Annotated in this window: 21 protein-coding genes; 14 read left to right on the forward strand and 7 right to left on the reverse strand. The window is 59.3% G+C overall.

The window, feature by feature from the left end:
* Positions 1–276 precede the first annotated feature (276 nt).
* Positions 277–1,401 carry a TRAP transporter substrate-binding protein gene (locus tag RTS12_RS08480; protein WP_312527452.1) on the forward strand — a complete coding sequence of 375 codons (1,125 nt, stop codon included), beginning with the start codon at positions 277–279 and terminating at the stop codon, positions 1,399–1,401.
* Positions 1,402–1,517: 116 nt separating this feature from the next.
* Here RTS12_RS08480 and RTS12_RS08485 read toward each other — a convergent pair whose 3' ends face one another.
* The 5 genes from RTS12_RS08485 to cobU all read right to left on the reverse strand — a co-directional run bounded on the left by RTS12_RS08485 (position 1,518) and on the right by cobU (position 6,519).
* Complete coding sequence (locus RTS12_RS08485; protein ID WP_312527454.1) at positions 1,518–3,539, reverse strand: TRAP transporter large permease subunit; 2,022 nt, start codon at positions 3,537–3,539, stop codon at positions 1,518–1,520.
* Entirely contained in the window at positions 3,536–4,165 is a 630-nt protein-coding gene (locus tag RTS12_RS08490; protein WP_312527534.1) for a TRAP transporter small permease subunit, read from the reverse strand. The genes RTS12_RS08485 and RTS12_RS08490 overlap by 4 nt, the downstream gene beginning before the upstream one ends.
* A gap of 110 nt (positions 4,166–4,275) precedes the next feature.
* Positions 4,276–5,052 (reverse strand): adenosylcobinamide-GDP ribazoletransferase, encoded by a 777-nt coding sequence (gene cobS / locus RTS12_RS08495; protein WP_312527456.1) that lies wholly within the window; start codon positions 5,050–5,052, stop codon positions 4,276–4,278.
* A complete protein-coding gene (cobT, locus tag RTS12_RS08500) occupies positions 5,045–6,004 on the reverse strand; it encodes a nicotinate-nucleotide--dimethylbenzimidazole phosphoribosyltransferase (RefSeq protein ID WP_312527458.1) in 960 nt (319 codons plus the stop codon). The genes cobS and cobT overlap by 8 nt, the downstream gene beginning before the upstream one ends.
* The gene (gene cobU, locus RTS12_RS08505) at positions 6,001–6,519 is read right to left on the reverse strand and encodes a bifunctional adenosylcobinamide kinase/adenosylcobinamide-phosphate guanylyltransferase (protein WP_312527460.1); all 519 of its coding nucleotides are present in this window, start codon (positions 6,517–6,519) and stop codon (positions 6,001–6,003) included. The genes cobT and cobU overlap by 4 nt, the downstream gene beginning before the upstream one ends.
* A gap of 124 nt (positions 6,520–6,643) precedes the next feature.
* Between cobU and RTS12_RS08510 the strand changes: the two genes are divergently transcribed.
* The 11 genes from RTS12_RS08510 (at position 6,644) to mnhG (ending at position 18,540) form a co-directional block, all read left to right on the forward strand.
* Positions 6,644–8,248: a peptide ABC transporter substrate-binding protein gene (locus RTS12_RS08510; RefSeq protein ID WP_312527462.1), complete on the forward strand. Its 1,605-nt coding sequence runs from the start codon at positions 6,644–6,646 to the stop codon at positions 8,246–8,248.
* 102 nt (positions 8,249–8,350) lie between these two features.
* Positions 8,351–9,268: an oligopeptide ABC transporter permease OppB gene (oppB, locus tag RTS12_RS08515; RefSeq protein ID WP_312527465.1), complete on the forward strand. Its 918-nt coding sequence runs from the start codon at positions 8,351–8,353 to the stop codon at positions 9,266–9,268.
* Positions 9,269–9,278: 10 nt separating this feature from the next.
* On the forward strand, positions 9,279–10,202 hold the full coding sequence (locus tag RTS12_RS08520; RefSeq protein WP_312527535.1) for an ABC transporter permease subunit: 924 nt from the start codon (positions 9,279–9,281) through the stop codon (positions 10,200–10,202).
* Positions 10,203–11,318 carry an oligopeptide/dipeptide ABC transporter ATP-binding protein gene (locus tag RTS12_RS08525; RefSeq protein ID WP_312527467.1) on the forward strand — a complete coding sequence of 372 codons (1,116 nt, stop codon included), beginning with the start codon at positions 10,203–10,205 and terminating at the stop codon, positions 11,316–11,318. It abuts the gene before it with no gap.
* Entirely contained in the window at positions 11,308–12,348 is a 1,041-nt protein-coding gene (locus tag RTS12_RS08530) for an oligopeptide/dipeptide ABC transporter ATP-binding protein (protein ID WP_312527469.1), read from the forward strand. The genes RTS12_RS08525 and RTS12_RS08530 overlap by 11 nt, the downstream gene beginning before the upstream one ends.
* A 143-nt stretch (positions 12,349–12,491) precedes the next feature.
* Positions 12,492–15,392, forward strand: a complete 2,901-nt coding sequence (locus RTS12_RS08535) for a monovalent cation/H+ antiporter subunit A (protein WP_312527471.1) — start codon at positions 12,492–12,494, stop codon at positions 15,390–15,392.
* Positions 15,392–15,736, forward strand: coding sequence for a Na+/H+ antiporter subunit C (locus RTS12_RS08540; protein WP_312527474.1), 345 nt, complete (start codon positions 15,392–15,394; stop codon positions 15,734–15,736). Before RTS12_RS08535 ends, RTS12_RS08540 begins: the two co-directional genes overlap by 1 nt.
* Positions 15,733–17,400 (forward strand): monovalent cation/H+ antiporter subunit D, encoded by a 1,668-nt coding sequence (locus RTS12_RS08545; protein WP_312527476.1) that lies wholly within the window; start codon positions 15,733–15,735, stop codon positions 17,398–17,400. The genes RTS12_RS08540 and RTS12_RS08545 overlap by 4 nt, the downstream gene beginning before the upstream one ends.
* Positions 17,400–17,888 (forward strand): Na+/H+ antiporter subunit E, encoded by a 489-nt coding sequence (locus tag RTS12_RS08550; RefSeq protein ID WP_312527479.1) that lies wholly within the window; start codon positions 17,400–17,402, stop codon positions 17,886–17,888. The genes RTS12_RS08545 and RTS12_RS08550 overlap by 1 nt, the downstream gene beginning before the upstream one ends.
* Complete coding sequence (locus tag RTS12_RS08555) at positions 17,885–18,169, forward strand: K+/H+ antiporter subunit F (protein WP_312527481.1); 285 nt, start codon at positions 17,885–17,887, stop codon at positions 18,167–18,169. Before RTS12_RS08550 ends, RTS12_RS08555 begins: the two co-directional genes overlap by 4 nt.
* The gene (gene mnhG, locus RTS12_RS08560; protein WP_312527483.1) at positions 18,166–18,540 is read left to right on the forward strand and encodes a monovalent cation/H(+) antiporter subunit G; all 375 of its coding nucleotides are present in this window, start codon (positions 18,166–18,168) and stop codon (positions 18,538–18,540) included. The genes RTS12_RS08555 and mnhG overlap by 4 nt, the downstream gene beginning before the upstream one ends.
* 87 nt (positions 18,541–18,627) lie before the next feature.
* On the opposite strand, the gene aroB is transcribed toward mnhG, so the two are convergent.
* Both aroB and RTS12_RS08570 read right to left on the reverse strand, forming a co-directional pair.
* Positions 18,628–19,734, reverse strand: a complete 1,107-nt coding sequence (aroB, locus tag RTS12_RS08565) for a 3-dehydroquinate synthase (RefSeq protein WP_312527485.1) — start codon at positions 19,732–19,734, stop codon at positions 18,628–18,630.
* On the reverse strand, positions 19,731–20,267 hold the full coding sequence (locus RTS12_RS08570; protein ID WP_312527490.1) for a shikimate kinase: 537 nt from the start codon (positions 20,265–20,267) through the stop codon (positions 19,731–19,733). The genes aroB and RTS12_RS08570 overlap by 4 nt, the downstream gene beginning before the upstream one ends.
* A gap of 134 nt (positions 20,268–20,401) precedes the next feature.
* Here RTS12_RS08570 and RTS12_RS08575 point away from each other — a divergent pair, with 134 nt between their 5' ends.
* The gene (locus RTS12_RS08575) at positions 20,402–20,683 is read left to right on the forward strand and encodes a hypothetical protein (protein WP_312527491.1); all 282 of its coding nucleotides are present in this window, start codon (positions 20,402–20,404) and stop codon (positions 20,681–20,683) included.
* Entirely contained in the window at positions 20,670–22,277 is a 1,608-nt protein-coding gene (locus RTS12_RS08580; RefSeq protein ID WP_312527493.1) for a hypothetical protein, read from the forward strand. The genes RTS12_RS08575 and RTS12_RS08580 overlap by 14 nt, the downstream gene beginning before the upstream one ends.
* Positions 22,278–22,285: the final 8 nt, after the last annotated feature.

Genomic DNA, 22,285 nt, shown 5'->3' on the forward strand with positions numbered 1-22,285 from the left:
TTCCGCAGAACGGGCAGCGCATTTATAGTCCCCTAAATGTCCTTGACCGCAGTTAGTATAGGAAGTTCCAAAGGTTTTGGGTAGAACCACCACCCCATCCACAACATAGAGCCCGCCCCTGTGGCATGCTTGCCGCGTTTTCTTGGCTGATTCCTTAGTCTAATTCAGCCTTTTCGCCCAAAACCTTAGCCCCGGCACTCGACACCGCGCGCGGCACGGGGCTAAATATTGCGCGAACCATCCCCAAAAGGGATGAGCCGATATTCCGGAGGACCCATGACCGACACCAATAATTTCGACCGGCGCGCGTTTCTGACCCGTGCCTCGATCGGCGGCGCGGCCGCAGCCGCGGGCGCGACGCTGGCAGCACCAGCCATTGCGCAGGAAAGCCCGACCATCAACTGGCGGATGACCTCGTCCTTTCCGAAATCGACGGATACGCTTTACGGGACCGGCGAATATTTCTGCAAGCTGGTCGAGGAAGCATCGGACGGCAAGTTCAAGATCCAGTCTTTCTCGGCAGGCGAAATTGTCGGCGGCCTGCAGGCGGCAGATGCCGTGCAAGAAGGCACCGTCGAAATGGCCCATACGGTGGGCTATTACTATTGGGGCAAGGATCCGGCCTGGGCCGTTGGCGCGGCTATCCCGTTTTCGCTGAACTACCGCGGCATGAACGCGTGGAACTACAACGGCGGCGGGATCGAGCTTTACAACGAGTTCCTGGCGCAATCGGGCCTTTATGCCCTGCCCGGCGGCAATACCGGCGTGCAGATGGGCGGTTGGTTTCGCAAGGAAATCAACACGGTCGAGGATCTTAAGGGGCTTAAGTTCCGGGTCGGCGGCTTTGCGGGCTATGTTCTGGAACGTCTGGGCGTGGTTCCTCAGCAATTGGCTGGCGGCGACATCTATCCGGCGCTGGAAAAGGGCACGCTGGATGCCGTCGAGTTCACCGGCCCCTATGACGATGAAAAACTGGGCTTTGTAAAGGTTGCACCCTATTACTATGCCCCTGGTTTCTGGGAAGGCGGCCCGACGGTCCATTTCTTCTTCAGCAAAGAAAAGTTCGAGGCTCTGCCTGCGAATTATCAGGCAATCGTACGTGCAGCGGCGCGTGCGGCGGATAACTCGATGATCGCGGCCTATGACTGGAACAACCCCAAAGCGCTGCTGCGTCTGGTTCAGGAAGGCGCGCAGATCCGCAGCTTCTCGCCCGAGATCATGTCCGCGGCCTTTGATGCGGCCAACACCATCTATGATGAGATGTCGGCCAAGCACGAATGGTTCAAAAAGCTTTGGGATTCGATCAAGGCGTTCCGCTCGGAGCATTACACCTATACCCAGCTGGTCGATTTCCAATACGACTACTACATGATGCAGCTGAACGGCCAAAAGCGTCTGTAAAGCGCGAAAGTGCCAGAAGATTAAGAAAAGGCCCCCGGTTTCGGGGGCCTTTTCCATTGGGCGCAAAGACCACGCACCCCGCGCGGAAAAACCGGCGGAGCGCGCGCGCGCCTAGATCAAGGGGAAGGTGCCAAGGCCCCATCCAGCCCCGGCGGTGTTCCCAGTCCGGGCAGCGTCCCAAGGGCTGGCACGCTCGCGGCCGGCTCATTTGCCATGGGCGCTGCTGGAGTGGCAGGCGTCAAGGCTGGTGACGGTGCCTCAAGTCCGGGCGGTGTTGCCAGGCCCGGCAGCGCGTTCATCCCCGAAGGAGCGGCTGGCGCTGGCTGAGAAGAAGCAGGCGTGGCCTGCCCCAGATCAGGCTGTCCCAGATTTGGCTGGCCCAGATCAGGCTGCGCAAGGCCCGGCAAGCTGTTGGGCGCAGCAGGTACCGGCGCGCCAGCCGTGCCCAAGTTGAGGGGTGCAAGCCCCGGCAAACCACCCGTCGGCACGTTTGATGCGCCCGAGGTTGGTGCCGCAGGTGCGACGCCACCAAGGGTTGGCAATTCAAACGTCGTCGTCGGCTGAACCTTTGCGGCAGATTTATCCCCCGTCACCAGGACCGGAAACAGCGCCACAATCACGGCCATCACCAACTGGATCAGCATGAAGGGAATGGCGCCAAGATAGATCTGCCCCGATGTCACCGGCTGGATCACGCGCCCGGTCACATGATCCACATAGGCCCGCCGCGGCGCGACCGAACGCAGAAAGTGCAGCGAGAAGCCAAATGGCGGGTGCATGAAGGAAGTCTGCATGACGATGGCCAAGATGACGCCGAACCAGACCAGATCAATGCCGATCGCTTTGGCAGGCGCCAAAAGCAGCGGGACGATGATGAAGGCCAGCTCGAAGTAATCTAGGAAAAAGGCCAGAAAGAAGATCAGCACCGACACGAAGAACACAAAGCCCATCTCGCCGCCCGGCAGTGACACCAGCAGATGCTCGATCCAGATTTGACCGTTCACGCCATAAAAGGTCAGCGAGAAGACCCGTGCGCCCATCATGATGAACATGACGAAAGCCGACAGGCGCGTGGTGCTTTGCAAGGCCTGTTTCAGCATGTCAAAGGTCAAGCGCTTCTTGGCAAAAGCAAGGATCAAAGCCCCGGCGGCACCCATGGCGCCCCCTTCGGTCGGGGCGGCAATTCCCAGGAAGATCGTGCCGAGAACCAAGAAGATCAACGCCAAAGGCGGGATCAGCACAATGATGACCTGTTGGGCCAGATGCGACATCAGGCCGATCTTCAGGTGACGATCCGCAAGCGCGACGGCATAGGCAAAGACCGCCCCGGCCATGATCGCTATGATATCGGCATCCACACCCAGGCTTGGCTTGAACCAAAGAAAGACGCCGTAAGACAGCGCGGCGGCCAAAGCGACCACCACCAAAAGCGAGGTAACGCCATGGCCAAGAGTGCGGGCCTCTTTGGGCAAAGCAGGCACGAAATGGGGCTTGAAAATCGACAGCCCCATGATCAGCAAGATATAGCAGCCCGTCAAAAGCAAAGACGGCAGCAGCGCGCCCGCATAGATCGCGCCGACCGAAACAGTGAGCTGGTCCGCCAGAACGATCAGCACCAACGACGGGGGCACGATCTGCGCCAGCGTTCCCGAGGCGGCAATCACCCCGCTGGCGACGCGCCGGTCATAGCCGTAACGCAGCATGATAGGCAGCGAAATCAAGCCCATGGCGATAACCGATGCCGCCACAATCCCCGTAGTTGCGGCCAAAAGCGCGCCAACAAGGATGACGGCATAGGCCAGACCACCGCGAACGGGGCCAAACAACTGACCGATTGTGTCCAGCAGATCCTCGGCCATACCCGATTTTTCAAGGACAATGCCCATGAAGGTGAAAAATGGAATGGCCAGCATCGTGTCATTGGAAAGCTGCGCCCACATCCGGTTGGGCAATGTCCCCAAAAGCGGCCAATCAAGCGCGATCACGCCACCCGACAAAGGAGCCAGTTCGACGCCGATCAGGAAAAACAACAGACCATTGGCGGCCAAGGCAAAGGCGACCGGATAGCCCAGAAGCAAAAAGATGACCAACGAGCCGAACATGATAGGCGCCATGTTCTGCGCGATAAGTTCCATCATTTGCGATCCTCCGCCGAATGGTCGGGGCTTTTTTGCTCAAGGCCGTCTTGAATGCTGCGCGCCAATTCGGCGGCCTCTAGCTCGGCTGCTTCGTGCTGCGAGACGAAAGGCACCGGATCCTCGATGATCCCGCGCATGATCGCAATCTTCTTGATGATCTCGGAGATGGCCTGCGCGAAAAGCATGGCAAATCCGACCAGCAAAATCGCCTTGGCTGGCCAAAGGATCAACCCGCCCGAGTTCGACGACATCTCGCCGCTGCGATACGAGCGCAACACCCAAGGATAGAGGTAATAGACCATCAACCCTGCAAAGGGCAGCAAGAAGAACAGATGCCCTAAAAGGTCGATCCAATGTTGCACACGGCGCGACCAACGTCCGTAAAGGATATCGATGCGAATATGCTCATTTTCCATAAGCGTATAGGCGGCCGCCCCCATGAATGCCGCGCCATAGAGGTACCATTGCAACTCTAGCCAGGCATTCGAGGACCGGTTGAAAATTTTGCGCACAATCGCATTGCCCGCGCTTACCAAGACCGCGATCAGGATCAGCCAGCTTACATTTCTGCCGACAAAACCATTGAACCGATCGATTCCTTTCGAAAGGGCCAAGAGGCCACCCATCGCTACCCCCAAAACTGGAGCCGCAGCACCCTTGACCACCAGTTCACGTGATCCGGACACAACAAATTGCGGCATAATCCCTGTGCCATACGTTTGATCAGCTTGGGATTCTACAGCTTTTCTGCAAACGCTGCGGCAAATGCGACCAGAAATGCACATTCTGTGCCCTGCTGAACGGCACCCAGCACATCGCCGGTCAGCCCACCCAATCGCTTTCGCGCCAGGTTTTGGATGTAGATCTGCACCGCCGCGCCCAGTGCTGCAGCCAGAACCAGCGCCCATGCGCCCTGTCGCGCATCAATCAGCAAGACCAGCCCAGCAAGGCCCAGGGCAAGGGCAACTGCAAGGGCCGCTCCGGTCAGTGAAGGTCGGCCAGCCGATTTACCCAAACCATCGGGGCGCGCGGGCGGAAGTCGGCGCATCGCGATCACCATGGCCGCTCGTGACGCCCCGCCTGCGACAATTAGCGCAGCCACGGCCGCACCTATGGGCAATGCCGCGACCGAGCAAACGCGCAGCGCCGTCACCAGACCCAGCGTCAATGCCCCATAGCTGCCGATGCGGGAATCGCGCATGATCTCAAGTCGGCGTTCGGTGGTGCGCCCGCCCATGCCATCGGCCAGATCTGCCAGCCCATCTTCATGCAGCCCGCCGGTCAGCCAGACAAGCGTCGCAATCGCCAAGAGGGCCGAGATGGCCGCCCCCAGCCCAAGCCAATGCGCCAGCCCAAGCACGGCGCCTGCCGCCGCACCAAGGATCAGCCCGACCAGCGGAAAGGCCCATGCGACCTGCGACAAAGACGGGGGATTGGCGGGCAGCAACCCGCCAACCGGCAGCCGGGTCAGCCAGACCAGCGCCAAAGCCAACCCGGAGATGGGCTTAGGCACGGATGCCCGCCTCTTCGAAAGTGGCCATGCCGTTATGACATTCAAGCGCGGCCCGCAGGATCAACAGGGCAACGGCCGCGCCGCTGCCCTCGCCCAGACGCATATCAAGGGCAAGGACCGGATCTTTGCGCATTTCAACGACCAGACGACGGTGCCCCGGCTCCATGCTCAGGTGGCCGACAAGGCAATGATCCAGCGCCTCGGCGTCGTCGCGCAACAAAACCGCCCCCGCAGATGAGCAAATGAAGCCATCAAGGATCACCGGAATGCGCAATTCGCGTGCACGCAAGATCGCCCCGCAAATCGCTGCCTGCTCACGTCCGCCAAAGGCCATCAATGTCTCGATCGTTGAGCGGGCTTGGGCGTGGCGCGATAGCCCCTCATCGACCACCTGCGCCTTGAGCGACAGACCGGCCGCGTCCGAGCCGGTGCCCGGCCCCACCCAATCGGCCCCCGTGCCGCCAAAGGTTGCGGCGGCAAGCGCGGCCGCAATGGTCGAATTGCCAATGCCCATTTCGCCCAGAACCAGGACCTGGGCGCGCGGGTTGACAGCCATGCCGCCCGCATGCATGGCCTGCATCACCTCATCTGCGCTCATGGCCAGATCGCGGGTAAAATCCTGCGTCGGACGATCCAGATCAAGCGGAATGACCGACAGTTCGGCCCCGGCGACGCGGCAGATCTGGTTGATGGCAGCGCCGCCATTGCGGAAATTCTCGACCATCTGGGCGGTGACTTCGACCGGAAAAGGGTTTACCCCGCGCGCACAGATACCGTGATTTCCAGCAAAAATAACGGCTTGCGCGACATCGACCCTTGGGTCCGGACGCTCTTGCCAGCCCGCCATGAACTCGGCCAGCGTTTCAAATCGACCCAGTGACCCCGGCGGCTTGGTCAGCTTTTGCTGATGGGCGCGTGCGGCAAGCGCGGCGGAGGTGTTAAACTGCGTCAAAATAAATGCTCCTGTGGTTTCAGCCTTAGCGGCAATCCGCTAACGGCCATCCAGACTTCGTCGGCAATTTCCGCGATGGTCTGATTCATCACGCCATGTTCGTCGCGAAATGCGCGGGCAAGGCGGTTCTCTGGCACAATGCCAAGGCCCAATTCATTGGTGACCAAAACGACCGGGCTGGTTTGTGCCAGCAGGCATCGCCCCAGTGCGGCGACATCCGCCTGCCCTTCAAGATTTGCCAGCCAAAGGGTCAGGCAATCAACCAGCCGCACGCCCTGACCGTCAGAGCGATCAAGCGCGCCAACCAGATCGCGCGGCTCTTCGATCGTGCGCCAGCCTGCTTCGCGGCGTTGGCGATGCTGCTCGATGCGCTGCCTCATTTCCCCATCAAAGGCTTCGGCAGTGGCGATATAAATGGCCGGGCCGCCCAAATGCTTAACCAGCCGTTCGGCAAGCACCGACTTCCCCGAACGCGCCCCGCCCGTGATCAAATAGATGCGACTTTTCTGTTCCATGGCTGCCATCTTTTTCACAACCGGCAAGCTATTGGAAGTGTTCAAGAGGCTTGCCTGAACCAAGCAATTAAGTCAATTCTTAGACAAAATGGGATATGCCATCCTCGAGCGTGGAGTAAACGTCATGCAGAAGCTTTTCCTCAGCACAGCACTCAGCCTTTCGATCGCCCTGCCCGCTGCTGCAGTGCAGTCAGCCGCCGGTGAAAAACTAGCAGCCGATCAAAGCTATACCTTTTGGCTGCTCGATGCGATCAAGACCACCGATCCGGGCAAGAACACCGATGTCGAGGGCTCGGATATTCTACGCCAATTGTTCGAGGGGCTGTTGCAAGACGATGCGAAAGGCGCGCCGGTTGCTGCGGTGGCAACCTCGTTCGATCAGTCTGAGGACAAGCTGACCTATACGTTCCATCTGCGCCCCGAAGCGAAATGGTCCAATGGCGACCCGGTGACCGCGCAGGATTTTGTCTATTCCTGGCGACGTCTGGCCGATCCGCAGACCGCCTCGGAATATGCATGGTATATGGAGCTGATGAATGTCGAAAACGCCTCGGCAGTCGTCAAAGGCGAGAAAAAGCCTGATGAGCTTGGCGTTAAGGCCGTCGATGATCACACATTCGAAGTCAAACTGACGACCCCAACCCCTTACTTTCCGAAAATGGTCACCCATTCCTCGACCTTCCCGCTGAACCAACAAGTGCTGGAGGCCGAGGGGGACAACTGGACCCAGCCCGGTAAATTGGTCGGCAACGGCGCCTATGTGCTGAAAAGCCATGACCTTGGCGTCCAAATCTCGATGGATAAGAACCCCAATTATTGGGATGCGGCGAATGTGGTGATGGAGCATCTCAAAGGCCTGACCGTCAATGACAACAATGTCGCGCTGACCCGCTATCTGGCGGGCGAGCTGGACCGTGTCCAAATCCCTGCCGGACAATATCCCCGCCTGCTAAAAGAGCATCCGGATCAGGCAACTTCTATCCCTTATTCATGCTCTTACGCCTATTTGTTCAACCTTTCTGACAAGGGACCAGAGGCGCTTAAAGATGTGCGGGTGCGCAAGGCGCTGTCCTATGCGATGCAACGCGACATCGTGGTCGATCAGATCCTGCAAGGTGGCCAAAAGCCCGCCTACAACTGGACCCATTGGGCAATCGAAGGCTTTAAAATGCCTCAGATCGACTATGCGTCCTGGAGCCAGGCCGAGCGGTTAGAAAAGGCCAAGGCGCTGCTTGCCGAGGCTGGTTATGGTCCCGACAAACCCCTGAAATTGTCGTTGCAATATAACACCGACGACAACCACAAGAAAATTGCCGTCGCTGCGCAGCAGTTCATGAAGCAGATCGGCGTGGATCTGCAGCTTAATAACGTCGAATGGAAGGTGCACACCGACCGCATGCAAGCGGGTGAATTCGAGCTTGCCCGTTATGCTTGGTGTGCCGATTACAACGAAGCCTCGACCTTCCTCGATTACTTCCGCTCGACCGGGATGAATTATGGAAAATTCAACAATCCCGATTATGACAAGCTGCTCGATCAGTCGAAAACAGCGGCGGATCCCAATGTTGAATACACCGCCGCCGAGCAGATCCTGTCGCAAGAGATGCCGCTGATCCCGATCTATCACTATGCGAAAGTCGATATGATCAGCCCCGTGATCAAAGGCTTGCCGACGGAAAACGTCATGAACAATTGGTACGCCAAGGACATTTACCGCATCGAAAAATGATCCTGCAAATCACCCTGTGGCCAGGAATGATCACTGGCCACGGGATAAAACGTCATGTTAGGTTTTTAATGTAAAGTATTGTTACAGAACGGAATCTGAATGATGCTGAATTACGTTATCAAGAGGATTGCTGTCGCCGTTCCGACGCTTTTGCTGCTGATCGTCATCTCGTTTTTGCTGATGCATGCAGCCCCCGGTGGCCCCTTTACGCAAGAGCGCGCCCTGCCGCCGCAGGTTTTGGCAAATCTCAATGCAAAATATGGCCTTGATGATCCGCTGTGGCGCCAGATTTTGACCTATGTTTGGGGCATCGTTGCCCATTTCGATTTTGGTCCAAGCTTTGTCTATCCGGATCGGTCGGTGAACCAGATCATCGCCTCGGGCTTTCCGGTCACCCTGACCTATGGTGCGATCGCCTTTGTCTTTTCTGTGGTGGTCGGCGTGGGACTGGGTGTTGCGGCGGCGATCCGCCAGAACAGCTGGCTTGACTATCTGGCCATCGGCATCTCGATCGGGGCGCAGGTTCTGCCGAACTTTGTCATGGCCCCGATCTTGGTGCTGATTTTCACATTATGGCTAGGGTGGTTGCCTGGTGGCGGCTGGGGCGGACCGATTTATTGGATCATGCCGGTGATTGCCATGTCGACCAGCTTCATGGCCTCGATTGCGCGGATCACGCGCTCCTCGATGCTCGAGGTGCTGAGTTCGAACCACATCCGCACAGCGCGCGCCAAGGGATTGCCGGAAACGCGGGTGATCTTGCGCCACGCCCTTAAGCCAGCGCTTTTGCCGGTGATCTCATATCTTGGTCCGGCCTTCGTCTCGATGATCACGGGTTCAGTGGTGATCGATATGTATTTCTCGACGGGCGGCATTGGTCGCAGCTTTGTGGACTCCGCATTAAATCGAGATTATGCGGTTATGATGGGGATCACGATCCTGGTAGGCGCGCTGACCATCTTGTTTTCCTTGATCGTCGACGTGCTTTACGCGTGGATCGATCCCAAGATCAGGTATTGATGCCATGACCATGATCGATCAGCAGAAAATGCAGGGCTTCGCCAACCGACTTGCCGCAGCCGAGGTCAAGGGCCGCAGCCCATGGGCCGATGCCCGCCGCAGGTTTCGTCGCAATAAGGCCGCGATGTTTGGGCTGGTCATCCTGATCCTTGTCGCGGCTTTTGCGCTATTGGGCAGTCATCTGGCTACTTGGTCGAATGAAGAGATGGACTTTTCCGTCATGGGTCAGGCCGCCCAGCTGGGTGCGCCAAACTGGGCCAATGGGCATTATTTCGGGACCGATGACTTGGGGCGCGACATCTTTTCGCGCACGGTTCAGGGCACTCAGGTCTCCCTGATGGTTGGTCTGATCGGCGCGGGCATTGCGGTGGTGGTTGGCACGCTTTATGGCGCGGTCGCGGGATATGCCGGGGGGCGTACCGATGCGATCATGATGCGTCTGGTCGATGTATTGCTGGCCATTCCCTATATGTTCGTCCTGACTTTGCTTTTGGTGATCTTTGGTCGCTCTATGTCGATGCTGTTTTTGGGCATCGGGCTGATCTCGTGGTTGGAAATGTCCAGAATCGTTCGTGGACAAACTCTTAGCCTAAAGAACCGAGAATTTATCGAGGCGGCACGCGCCACCGGCGTTCCCTCGTGGAAGATCATCTTGCGCCATATTGTGCCCAATCTTTTGGGCGTGGTCGCCGTCTATGCGACGCTGCTGGTTCCGCTGATGATCTTATCTGAAAGCTTCATCAGCTTTCTGGGTTTGGGCGTGCAAGAGCCGCTGACCTCGTGGGGGGCATTGATTTCCGAAGGTGCCGGAACGATGAATTATGGCACGATCTGGCAGCTGTTGTTCCCGCTCTTTTTCTTTTGCATCACGCTTTTCGCCTTTTTCTTCGTCGGCGACGGCCTGCGTGATGCACTGGACCCAAAGGATCGCTGAATGCTGCTAGAGGTCACAGATCTGAACATCCGATTTGCCACCACAGACGGCGAGGTGCGGGCCGTCAATGGCATCAATCTGTCGCTAGATCACGGCGAAACCCTTGGCATCGTTGGGGAAAGTGGGTCGGGCAAAAGCCAGTTGGCCTTTTCGATCATGGGGCTTTTGGCCAAAAACGGACGGGCAAGCGGCTCGGTCAAGTTCAATGGGTCCGAAATCCTGAATGCCCCGGCCAGGACGCTGAACAAGATCCGCGCCGAAAATATCGCGATGGTCTTTCAAGATCCCATGACCAGCCTCAATCCCTATATGCGCGTCTCGGATCAGATGGCCGAGGTGTTGATGCTGCACAAAGGCATGGGCAAGTCTCAGGCTGTGGCGGCATCGGTTCAGATGCTGGATGCCGTCAAAATCCCCGATGCAAAAGGTCGTATCCGTTTGTTTCCACATGAATTTTCAGGTGGGATGCGTCAACGCGTCATGATTGCCATGTCGCTGCTGTGCCACCCTGATCTTTTGATCGCGGATGAACCGACCACCGCTTTGGACGTCACGGTTCAGGCTCAGATCATGCAGCTCTTGGCTGAATTGCAGTCGGAATTCGGTATGGCAATGATTTTGATCACCCATGACCTGGGCGTCGTGGCAGGCTCTTGCGAGCGGGTGGTGGTGATGTACGGCGGGCGCATGATGGAAAAGGGCCCGACCGAGCCGATCTTCACCGCCCCTTCGCATCCCTATACGCAAGGATTGTTGGCGGCGATTCCGCGCGTGGATCACAAGGGCGATCAGCTTTCGGCCATTCCCGGCAGCCCGCCCAATATGACGTCCCCCCCACCGGGTTGCCCCTTCGCCCCACGTTGCGGCTTTGAAATGGCGATCTGCAGCCAGACCATGCCACCCTTGGTGCCCTTTGGCACGAACCGTGCCCGCGCCTGCCATTCGCCGATTGCCAATATCTGGGCAGGGCCGATCGTTCGCCCCGAGGCGGCGGCCCTTGCCGCAGCTGATACGCCCGATTTGACCCAGCCCCTGACCCCCGAGGGCCTTAACTACTCTGCCGTCGCTGGCACTGGCTTGGCCGAACTCACCGCGGAGGCAGATCATGACAAATAGCCCCCTTCTGTCGGTCCGCGATCTGCGCGTAACCTTTGATGTGCATCGCAACGGCGATCTGCCCTGGAGCCCTCCCCATCAGCTGCACGCCGTTGGCGGGGTCGATTTCGATCTGATGGCGGGCCAGACCTTGGGGATCGTCGGGGAAAGCGGCTCGGGCAAATCGACCCTGGCCCGTGCCCTGATCGGGCTAACACCTGCCACGGGCCAAGCGATCTGGGCGGATGGTGTCAATCTGATCGGACTGCCTGCGCGAAAAATGCTGTCTTATCGCGGTGATATCCAGATGATCTTTCAAGATCCTTTGGCCAGCCTTAACCCGCGTATGACGGTTGGACAGATCATCGCCGAGCCGCTGATCACCCATCACCGCGGCCTTTCGCGCGCCGAGGTCAAATCGCGCGTCAAAGATATGATGGACCGCGTCGGCCTGCTTCCCAATCAGATCAACCGCTATCCGCATGAGTTTTCCGGTGGGCAATGCCAGCGCATCGGCATTGCGCGTGCCTTGATCGTGCGCCCCAAGCTGATCATCTGCGATGAGCCGGTCTCGGCGCTGGATGTGTCCATTCAGGCGCAGGTGATTAACCTGTTGGCAGAGCTTCAACGCGATCTTGGCCTTGCGCTGATCTTTATCGCCCATGATCTGGCGGTCGTGCGCCATATCAGCCACCGCGTTCTGGTAATGTATCTGGGCCGGATCATGGAGCTGGCCGATGCCGAGGCGCTTTATGCCGCTCCCGACCACCCCTATACACAGGCGCTGCTGTCAGCCGTGCCCAGTCTGGATCCGTCGCGCGCGCGTCACAAGGTGATCGTGCCTTTGCAGGGCGAGCTGCCCTCGCCCATGAACCCGCCATCGGGCTGCGTCTTCCGTACGCGCTGTCCACGCGCGGCCGACCTGTGCCGTGAAGAACGCCCCCTCCTGTCGGGGCCTGCCTTCCATCAGGTCGCCTGCCACTTTCCCGGCCCTTTGTCACCCGCCGAACTTGGCCTTGAGGCCACCGATATTGCGTTAGCGCGACCATAGGTCGCTGCTTGCGGTCAGTTGACTGTAAACTCACCGATATTTCTGGAATTTTACGACATTTAAGCGCGCGAGTGCGGTTGTTCCTTCCGGGCCCATGCGTTTATGATCGCCGTTAAGCAATACAACAGGGAAGAAGGAAGCGGATGGTCGGGCAGAATCTCTTGATCATGCTGGTGCTTTTGCCCTTTCTGGCGGCAGGCGCGGCAGCCACCCTTCCCAACAATGCACGTAATGCCGAGGCCTGGATCTCGGGCCTGACAATGGCGGCAATGTTGGGCATTTTAATGGTCCTGCGTCCAGAAATGGCAGGTGGCGGCAAGATTTTTCACACGGTCACATGGGTTGAATCCCTGGGGCTGAACCTGCGTTTTCGCATCGATGCTTTTTCCTGGATCTTCATGGTTCTGGTCTCGGGGATCGGCCTGCTGGTCGTGCTGTATGCCCGCTATTACATGAGCCCGGATGATCCGATTTCGCGCTTCTACTCTAGCTTGATGGCCTTTGCGGGCGCGATGAGCGGGGTCATTTTATCCGGTAATATCATCATGATGGTGGTATTTTGGGAGTTGACCAGTCTGACCTCTTTCCTGCTGATTGGCTATTGGAACCATCGTCAAGATGCCCGCGACGGCGCCCGGATGGCATTGATCGTGACCGGTGCGGGCGGTCTTTGCCTGCTTTTGTCGATGATCCTTTTGGGGCAAATTGTCGGGAGCTATGATCTGGACGTGGTGCTTGCCTCTGGTGCGATCATCCGCAATCACGCGCTTTACCTGCCGGTGCTTGGTCTGTTCCTGCTGGGTGCTTTCACCAAATCGGCGCAGTTCCCCTTTCAGTTCTGGCTACCCAATGCCATGGCCGCGCCGACACCGGTATCGGCCTATCTTCACTCGGCCACGATGGTCAAAGCGGGTGTCTTTATCCTGATCCGTTTTTCGCCCGCACTGGGCGGGACCGAGGCCTGGTTTCAAATCGTCACCGGCGTGGGCATCCTGACGCTGCTGATCGGTGCAATTGCGGCCCTGTTTCAGCATGATCTCAAGGGGCTTTTGGCCTATTCGACCATCAGCCATCTTGGCCTGATCACCGCGCTTGCCGGGATTGGTAGCCCGCTGGCGATCGTGGCCGCGATTTTCCACATCATGAACCATGCGGTATTCAAGGCCTCGCTGTTCATGACCGCCGGCATCATCGATCACGAGACCGGCACACGCGATATGCGCAAGCTCTCGGGGATTTTTCGCTATATGCCCATCACGGGGACTTTGGCGATCATTGCTTCGGCCGCGATGGCAGGTGTGCCGCTTTTGAACGGATTTCTGTCCAAAGAGATGTTCTTTGAGGCGGCGGCGGTCTGGAATAATGGCAGCCCCTTGGACAATGCCCTGCCCTATCTTGCCACTTTGGCAGGGGCTTTTAGCGTCGCCTATTCCTTACGTTTCATTCTTTCGGTGTTTTTCGGGCCCACGACCAAGGCGCTGCCGAAGATGCCGCATGAGCCGCCCGTGCTGATGCGCTGGCCCGTGGCCATCCTCGTCGTCATCTGTCTGGCGGTTGGCATTGTGCCTGCGCTGATGCTGGGTGCGCCGCTGGCGGCGGCGGCCCAGGCCATCCTTGGACCGGATCTGCCCCATTACAGCCTGAAAATGTGGCACGGCGTCAATACACCGCTGATCATGAGCCTGATTGCCATGTTGCTGGGCGTTTTGATCTGCCTGCTGGGTTGGTCGCGCATCGAGCATGGGCCGGAAGGTCCACCGCTGATGCGCAAATTACGCGGGGCAAAAATCTATGAGATCGTATTGACCGCACTGACGCTAAATGGCCCCAAGCGCTTGCTGCGTGGGCTTTCGGCATCGGGATTGCAGGCCCAACTGCGCATTCTGGTCCTGTTGACGCTATTGACGGGCTGGCTTGCCCTGATGCGCCTTGAATGGAATATCACCCTGCCGGAAATGGGTCTGCGCGAAGGCATCTTTTTGCTGCTGTGGATCGTGGGGGCGATTTGCGCATTGGGCGCGGCATGGCAGGCCAATTACTATCGCTTCGCTGCGCTGGTGCTGATGAGCGGGGCCGGGCTTGTGACCTGCGCCACCTTCGTCTGGCTATCTGCCCCCGATCTGGCCGTGACCCAATTGCTGGTCGAGATCGTGACGACGGTGCTGTTGCTGCTTGGGCTGCGCTGGCTGCCCAAACGCGATCCCAGCATTCCGCGTGACCAAAGCCTGCGGGCCCGCATCCGCCGCCGCTCGGACTTTTTCATTGCTCTGGCCTGTGGTGGCGCGGCGACCCTGATCTCGTTGGCGGTCTTGCTGACGACACCGCGCGGTTCGATCGGTGACTGGTTCTTGCGCCATTCCTATTCCGAAGGCGGTGGCACCAATGTCGTCAACGTCATTTTGGTGGATTTCCGCGCCTTTGACACCTTTGGCGAGATCACGGTTCTGGCCGCTGTGGCGCTGACCTGTTTTGCCCTTCTGCGCCGCTTCCGTCCGTCGCCTGAAAGCGTCGAAACACCCTCGCCCCAGCGCGAGGCGACGGAATCGACGCTTTATAACTATCTCTATGTGCCGCAGATCCTGATGCAGTGGCTGTTTGCCCCGATCATTCTGCTGTCGGCCTATCTGTTCTTTCGTGGGCACGATCTGCCGGGCGGTGGCTTTGCCGCGGGTGTGACCCTGGCGATCGGGCTATTGCTGCAATATCTGGCCGCAGATGTGCGCTGGATCGAGGCAAGGCTGATCGTGCTGCCCGTCCGCTGGATGGCGGTCGGATTGGCTGCGGCCAGCGCAACCGGCGCTGGCGCCTGGATTGTCGGCTATCCGTTCTTGTCGGCCCATGCCCAATACATCGACGTACCCTTGATCGGGAAAGTGCCATTTTCCACGGCGATGCTCTTTGACTTTGGGGTGTTCTCACTGGTCGTCGGGGCCATCGTGCTGATGTTGATTGCAATCGCGCACCAGTCGATGCGGATCGGGCCAAGAAAACGTGAATCCGCCGAGACCGAGGAACTGGACAAGCTGGAAAAGGAAACCGCCTGATGGAATTGATCCTTGCCATCGCCATCGGCATTTTGGTGGGCTCGGGCGTGTGGTTGATCCTGCGCCCACGCACCTTCCAGCTGATTATCGGGCTGTGCTTGCTGGCCTATGGCGTCAACCTATTCATCTTTGCCATGGGCCGGCTTTATGTGGGCGCGGCCCCGATCATGCCAAAAGGCGGCTTTGTTGACCCGACCACTTATGCAGATCCGCTGCCGCAAGCGCTGGTTTTGACCGCGATTGTGATCAGCTTTGCCACGACGGCACTGTTTCTGGTGGTGATGATCGCCGCGCGCGGCGCCACGGGTACCGACCATGTCGACGGAAAAGAGCGCGACCAATGAACCAAGACCTCGCCTATCTTCCGCCACATCTGCTGATCGCGCCCATCCTGATCCCGCTGGTCGCGGGGGCCTTGATGCTGTTTTACGACGACCGCCGCCGCAAGACGAAACTGGGCATCGGCCTGGCCGCGATTGGCGCGCTGTTTCTGGTCTCGATCGAGCTGATCACCCGCGTCAAAGGTGCCCCCGGCGACGGCGAGACCATCGTCGCCACCTATCTGCTGGGTGATTGGCCCGTTCCGATCGGCATTGTTCTGGTCGTCGACCGTCTGTCGGCGATGATGGTGATGCTGACGACATTGCTGGCCCTGCCCGCACTTATTCACGCAGCCGCAGGTTGGCACGGAAAAGGCCAGCACTTTCACACCATGTTCCAGCTTTTGCTTGCTGGTGTGAACGGGGCCTTTCTAACCGGCGACCTGTTCAACCTTTTCGTCTTTTTCGAGGTCATGCTTGCGGCCTCCTATGGTCTGATGCTGCATGGCTCGGGCGCCGAGCGTATCAAGCAGGGCCTGCATTACATCGCCATCAACCTTGCAGCATCCTTGCTGTTCTTGCTGGGCGCCGCGTTGGTTTATGGCACGACGGGCACGCTGAATATGGCCGATATCGCGCGTGTCGTACCGCTGCTGGACGAGCCGCAACGCCTGCTTTTCCATGCGGCTGCCGCGCTTTTGGGCATGGCCTTCCTGACCAAGGCCGCAATCTGGCCCCTTTGCTTTTGGCTGCCTCCGACCTATGCGGTGGCCTCGCCTCCGGCCTCGGCCAGCTTTGCCATCATGACCAAGGTTGGGCTTTACGTGATCTTGCGGCTGGTCATGCTGACCTTTGGCAAGGATGCGGGCAGTTCGGCAGGCTTTGGCGGCACGGTTCTGATCATGGGCGGAATGGCCACCATGGCCTATGGCATGATCGGTGTTCTGGGCGCGCAAGGCGTGGCGATCAAGGGCGGCTATATCGCGTTGATCTCGTCGGGAACCGTGCTCAGCGCGGTGGGTATTTCGCTGATTGGCGGTGGCGCTCAGATCCTGTCGGGCGCGCTTTATTACATGATCGGCTCGACCATTGCGATTGGCGCCTTCTTCCTGCTTGCCGAGCCTTTGGCGCGCGGAAGTGAGGGCAAGGCCGAAGAGGACGACACGCAGGTCCCCGATCCGGTCTATGAGCGTTGGGCGCCGATGATGGGCACGGTCGAAGATGAGGTAACGCCCGCCCTGACCCGCACCGCACCTTGGTCCGCGCTTGGCGTCTCATTCACGCTGATCGCCGCGATGCTGGCCGGGCTGCCACCCTTTCCCGGCTTTATCGGCAAGGTCGCCATGCTAAGCGGGGCGTTTCGCGACAATGCCAGCGCCAGCGGCATGGTTCCCACCATCTTGTGGATCTATGGCGGCCTTCTGATCGTATCGGGCTTTGCGGTGATGATCGCGCTGGTCCGTCTGGGGATCCGCCGCTTTTGGGTGTCGGAAAATCCGCCCGCAAGGATGCTGGCGCTTGAAATTGCACCGGTCTTGCTGATCTTGGCGATGATCGGCTTTCAAACCGTGAAATCGGGGCCGTTGCTGCACTATACAGATGCCACGGCGCGGGATTTGCAGCACCCGTCGATCTATCGCAATGCGGTGCTTTCGGCTCCGGTGGTTGCACAGGATGGGGGTAAGTGATGGCACGCTATTTCCCCCATCCCGTCCTGTTTGTCGCACTGGTTCTGATGTGGATGATCCTGACCAGCTTTTCGCTGGGGCATATGTTGCTTGGCTCGGCCATTTCCATGGCGTCCGGGCTGGTGGTCAGTCGCCTGCGTCCCAAGCGGGTCCAGATCAAAAGCTGGCAAGCCGTCGTGAAACTGGGCGTCATCGTGGGTGTGGACATCCTTAAATCCAACATCGCGGTGGCCCGCATCATCTTGCGCGGCCCTGATGATCCCGATCGCCACCCCGGCTTTATCGAGGTGAAGCTACGCCTGCGCGATCGGAACGCCTTGGCGCTTTTGTCGGTCATCGTCACCTCGACACCGGGCACCGCCTGGATCGAGCACAACCCCGAGGACGGGATGTTGCTGATGCATATTCTTGACCTTCGCGAAGGCGAGGATTGGCAGAAAATCATCAGTGAGCGCTACGAGGGCCTGCTGTTGGAGATTTTTGAATGAGCGCCGCAAGCTTTCTGCAATTCGCCCTGACCTATGCCCAGATCTGCCTGATCGTGGCTTTTGCGCTGGCCAGTTGGCGCATGCTCAAGGGGCCGCGCGCACAAGACCGCGTGCTGGCGCTGGATGCGCTTTATGTCGATGCGATGTTGCTGTTTCTGGTGATCGGCATGGGCAATGGCAATGTGTTCTTCTTCGAGGCCGCCGCCGTCATCGCCATCCTTGGCTTTGTCGCGACGGTGACGCTGGCCAAATTCCTGATGCGCGGCGAGGTGATCGAATGAAACATCTGGACAGCATTCCCCCTTGGGCCGCGATCCTGATCGCGATTTTGCTGATCATTGGCGCCAGCCTGACGCTGTTGGGCAATATTGGCCTGATTCGGCTGCGCAGCTTTTACGAAAGATTGCACGCGCCCACCTTGGGCACCAGCTGGGGAACCGGGGCGATCATCATCGGCTCGATGGTGATGTTTTCGCTGCTGACGGGGCGCCTGATCTTGCATGAAATCATCATCGGGGTGTTTTTGTTGATCACCACGCCGGTAACGATGATGCTTTTGGGCCGGGCCGCCTTGCGGCGCGACCGCAGCCGTGGGCTGATCATCAACCACTCGGCGCGCGATCCCTCGCCAGAAGAGCAGGCCAAACAATAATGCGGGCCAAAGCCCGCTTTATTGTTACCAAATGATCGGGCCAAATGATCAGGCCATGTGATCAGGCCATATGAGCAGGTGCCGGGATCAGGCCCGCGACGCGCGCAAGACCTCGCGCAAAAGCACCGGATCGACCTGATCAGTGACAAAAGCCTGACCAATGCCACGCGCAAGGATAAAGCGCAGCTTGCCGTCCTGAACCTTTTTATCCTGCCCCATCAGGGCAATCAGCGCCTCATCATCGGCAATATCACCGGCAATATCGGCAATTCGGGTCGGCAGTCCCATTTTGGCAAAATGAGCCGCGACCCGCGAGGGGGCCTCTTGCGCGCAAAGGCCCATGCGTGCCGACAAATCAAAGGCCAAGGTGCAGCCAATCGCGACCCCTTCGCCATGCAAAAGGCGATCTGAATAGCCGGTGGTTTGCTCAAGCGCATGGCCGAATGTATGGCCAAGGTTCAGCAAGGCGCGCTCGCCCTGCTCGGTTTCATCGCGCTGCACGATACCCGCCTTCATGGCGACGGCATGCTGAACCGCCTTGGCGCGCAAATCCGCATCCGAGCTCAGCAAAGGCCCGTTTGTCTCAAGCCATTCGAAATAGTTCTCGTCCCCCAAAAGCCCGTATTTGGCGACCTCGCCATAGCCCGCGCGGAAATCGCGCTTGGATAGCGTGTCCAGTACATCGATATCCGCCAAGACCAATGAGGGCTGATGGAAGGCGCCGATCAGGTTCTTGCCATGAGGGCTGTTGATGCCGGTCTTGCCCCCGACCGAGCTGTCGACCTGCGCCAGCAAGGTGGTGGGGATCTGCACAAACCGCACGCCGCGCCGCAAGATGGCGGCCGCAAAACCCGCCAGATCGCCAATGACCCCGCCGCCAAGCGCGATCACCAGATCCTTGCGCTCGACCTTTTGCGACAAGAGCCATTCCACCGCGCGCCCCAGCTCTGCCCAGGATTTGGTGCCCTCGCCCGCAGGCAATGCCAAAGCCTCGGCCTTGATCCCGGCCTGTGCCAAAGAGGCCTGCAGACTTGCCAGATGCAGTCCCGCGACGGTTTCGTCGGTGATGATCGCCGCACGTCTTTGGCCAAACAGTGCGGAAATACGCGCCCCGGCCTGATGGATCAGGCCCTGACCGATTTCGACATCATAGGCGCGTTCGCCCAGATCGACGTGAACCTTTTGAACGCTCATTTCTTCTCCAGCACTTCGGGATAGGCCGCGCGGATTGCCTCGATCACGCGGTTAGATGTGTCATCGACCGTGTCATGGCGCTGCGCCACCACCTTGATATCGGCCTGGGCATAGATCGGCTCGCGTTCGGCGATCAGCCGCGCCAGCGTGCCCTTGGGATCGGCCGTTTGCAGCAAGGGGCGGGTTGGGCGCAATTTGACGCGGTGCCATAATGTCTCAAGATCGCAATGCAGCCAGACGGCTATTCCGTTTTTGGCAATGACCTCGCGATTATGCGGCTGGATCCACGCCCCCCCTCCGGTCGACACGATACAGCCCCGCCCAGAAAGAACGCGCGACAGGACCTCTGATTCGCGTGCGCGGAAGAAAGCCTCGCCGTCGCGCGCAAAGATTTCCGAAATTGTCATGGTGGCCGCGCGCTCGATTTCGGCATCCGTATCGACGAAGGGCAAGTGGAGCTTACGGGACAGATCGGTGCCGATCACAGTCTTTCCGGCCCCCATCATTCCGATCAGCACAATATTGCGGCGCATTTCCGGTCCTTTGGGTTTTTAGCAAGTTTCCAGCGACTGAATGGCGTGATCTTTATCGGAATGCCATATATATTCCAGAGCGACCGGCGTAGAACCGGCTGTGAAAAGACGATCTTGAGGCAAAAGGACCTGATATGCGGCTTCTGGGACTGATCATTGTACTGCTGATTCTCGCGATTGGCGGGCTGACAGGCTATGCTTATCTGGGCGACATGAATGCCGCGCCCAAGGAAATGCGCGTTCCGGTTCAATTGGATCTGGGTGCGGCCACACCAACCGAGGGGACGACCACGCAAACCTCGCCTGCTGCTGAAGCCACGACGGGCACCGATGCCGCAGCTGAAGGCACCGACCAGCCCCCCGCCGAGAGCGAGGCGCCAGCCGCCGCGCCTGAACAAACTAATGACCTGGACTGATCCGAAAATCTTGGTGATTGCCGCGATTTGCGCGGCACAACCGACCTCAGGGGCGGCGCGCCCGCCCCTGTCGGCAAGTGATTGGCTTTCCGGCACGGTGCAAGAGGCGCCCAATCAATCCAGCTGGCGCCCCGGCGACCCCCGCCCCAAAGACAGCGTGAAGGCCCAGAAAAAGGATCTTGCCCGTACCGGCTCGGTCGAGCCTGTGGGCGTGACCCGGCTTGGATCGAACAATCCCGATAGTCTGGGAACGGTATCAGCGCGCACCGCGGGACTGCCTGCGGATCTGTGGGGCTCAAGCGATGGGGCGCTTCTGGCGCGCCAAGTGCTTGCCCAAGACCCCCAGCTGCCAGCTTTGCGCCGTCTGTTGCGCCGCGTACTGGCCGCTCGGCTGGACCCGCCTTCCGTCATCAACAAAGAGGACGAGGGCGTGCTGTTTTTGGCGCGCGTGGACAAGCTGCTGGATATGGGCGCCACCGGTGCGGCCCAAGAGCTGCTGCAAACCGCAGGCCCCAGCGATCCCGATCGGTTTCGCCGCCTCTTTGACATTGCTTTGCTGTCGGCCAATGAGGCCCAGGCCTGCGAGATCATGGACCTGACCCCCGGCATTGCCCCCAGCTTTTCGGCGCGCATTTTCTGCCTCGCTCTCAGAGGGGATTGGGCTGCGGCCTCTTTGGTGCAATATGGCGCCGAGACGCTTGGCCAGATCGACAGCGATACCGCGCGGCTCTTGTCGCATTTCCTGGACGATGGCTATGCCGACAGCGACGAGATCTTGCCGCCACCGGCCACGGTCACGCCGCTGCTTTATCGCCTGCATGAGGCGGTGGGCCAGCCCCTGCCCCCATCCAATCTGCCACTGGCTTTCTCGCTTTTCGATCTAGACGACAATGGCGGCTGGAAGGCCCAGCTTGAGGCCGCCGAGAGATTGGCCCGTGCGGGCGCCGTCCCGGCCTCTCAACTGCGCGACATTTATCTTTTGCAAGGACCGGCGGCCTCGGGCGGTGTCTGGGACCGGGTTGCGGCTGTTCAGGCGCTGGAAGACGCGCTGGCAAATCGCGACAAGGACGCGCTTGAAGCCAGTCTGCCCGCTGCCTTTGATGCAATGCATCAGGCAGGGCTGATCTATGCTTTGGCAGATATGGTCGGGGCGCAATCGGCGGCTTTGGCCCCGGCGGGCCGGGCGGGCAGCCTTGCGATGTGGTTGGCTTTGGCGGCCAATCAGCCCCAAACCATCGAGCAGCTTCCGACCCAGGCCACCGCATTTGATCGCTGGCTGGTTGCATTTGCCAGCGGCGAGGCGGTCAGCCTGACGCCACCTGCGGGTGGGGATGAGGCCTTGGCCACAACCATCGCTTCGGCATTTTCTTCCCAAGCCCCGCTGTCGGATGCGGCCTCGGGCTTGATTGCCGAAAACCGGCGCGGTGAAGCGCTTTTTGCGGCGCTGGATGCGGTCAATGCCGGGGTGAATGGCGACAGCAATCGCGCGGCACAGGGTCTGCGCACGCTCATCGCGCTTGATCAGACCGAGATCGCGCGGCAAGCGGCAGTCGAGTTGATGCTGAACTCGCTTCTGACCGAGCCCGCAAGGTGAGCGCACCT

Source organism: Paracoccus sp. (in: a-proteobacteria), from assembly GCF_032007265.1.
Taxonomy (GTDB): Bacteria; Pseudomonadota; Alphaproteobacteria; order Rhodobacterales; family Rhodobacteraceae; genus Paracoccus.

Excerpts from the sequence above, each read along its gene's own strand:
- RTS12_RS08480 (WP_312527452.1), top strand. The coding sequence starts at position 277 with ATGACCGACACCAATAATTTCGACCGGCGCGCGTTTCTGACCCGTGCC.
- RTS12_RS08485 (WP_312527454.1), bottom strand. The coding sequence starts at position 3,539 with ATGATGGAACTTATCGCGCAGAACATGGCGCCTATCATGTTCGGCTCG.
- RTS12_RS08490 (WP_312527534.1), bottom strand. The coding sequence starts at position 4,165 with ATGGGTGGCCTCTTGGCCCTTTCGAAAGGAATCGATCGGTTCAATGGT.
- cobU (WP_312527460.1), bottom strand. The coding sequence starts at position 6,519 with ATGGAACAGAAAAGTCGCATCTATTTGATCACGGGCGGGGCGCGTTCG.
- RTS12_RS08510 (WP_312527462.1), top strand. The coding sequence starts at position 6,644 with ATGCAGAAGCTTTTCCTCAGCACAGCACTCAGCCTTTCGATCGCCCTG.
- oppB (WP_312527465.1), top strand. The coding sequence starts at position 8,351 with ATGCTGAATTACGTTATCAAGAGGATTGCTGTCGCCGTTCCGACGCTT.
- RTS12_RS08520 (WP_312527535.1), top strand. The coding sequence starts at position 9,279 with ATGATCGATCAGCAGAAAATGCAGGGCTTCGCCAACCGACTTGCCGCA.
- RTS12_RS08525 (WP_312527467.1), top strand. The coding sequence starts at position 10,203 with ATGCTGCTAGAGGTCACAGATCTGAACATCCGATTTGCCACCACAGAC.
- RTS12_RS08530 (WP_312527469.1), top strand. The coding sequence starts at position 11,308 with ATGACAAATAGCCCCCTTCTGTCGGTCCGCGATCTGCGCGTAACCTTT.
- RTS12_RS08535 (WP_312527471.1), top strand. The coding sequence starts at position 12,492 with ATGGTCGGGCAGAATCTCTTGATCATGCTGGTGCTTTTGCCCTTTCTG.
- RTS12_RS08540 (WP_312527474.1), top strand. The coding sequence starts at position 15,392 with ATGGAATTGATCCTTGCCATCGCCATCGGCATTTTGGTGGGCTCGGGC.
- RTS12_RS08545 (WP_312527476.1), top strand. The coding sequence starts at position 15,733 with ATGAACCAAGACCTCGCCTATCTTCCGCCACATCTGCTGATCGCGCCC.
- RTS12_RS08550 (WP_312527479.1), top strand. The coding sequence starts at position 17,400 with ATGGCACGCTATTTCCCCCATCCCGTCCTGTTTGTCGCACTGGTTCTG.
- RTS12_RS08555 (WP_312527481.1), top strand. The coding sequence starts at position 17,885 with ATGAGCGCCGCAAGCTTTCTGCAATTCGCCCTGACCTATGCCCAGATC.
- mnhG (WP_312527483.1), top strand. The coding sequence starts at position 18,166 with ATGAAACATCTGGACAGCATTCCCCCTTGGGCCGCGATCCTGATCGCG.
- aroB (WP_312527485.1), bottom strand. The coding sequence starts at position 19,734 with ATGAGCGTTCAAAAGGTTCACGTCGATCTGGGCGAACGCGCCTATGAT.
- RTS12_RS08570 (WP_312527490.1), bottom strand. The coding sequence starts at position 20,267 with ATGCGCCGCAATATTGTGCTGATCGGAATGATGGGGGCCGGAAAGACT.
- RTS12_RS08575 (WP_312527491.1), top strand. The coding sequence starts at position 20,402 with ATGCGGCTTCTGGGACTGATCATTGTACTGCTGATTCTCGCGATTGGC.
- RTS12_RS08580 (WP_312527493.1), top strand. The coding sequence starts at position 20,670 with ATGACCTGGACTGATCCGAAAATCTTGGTGATTGCCGCGATTTGCGCG.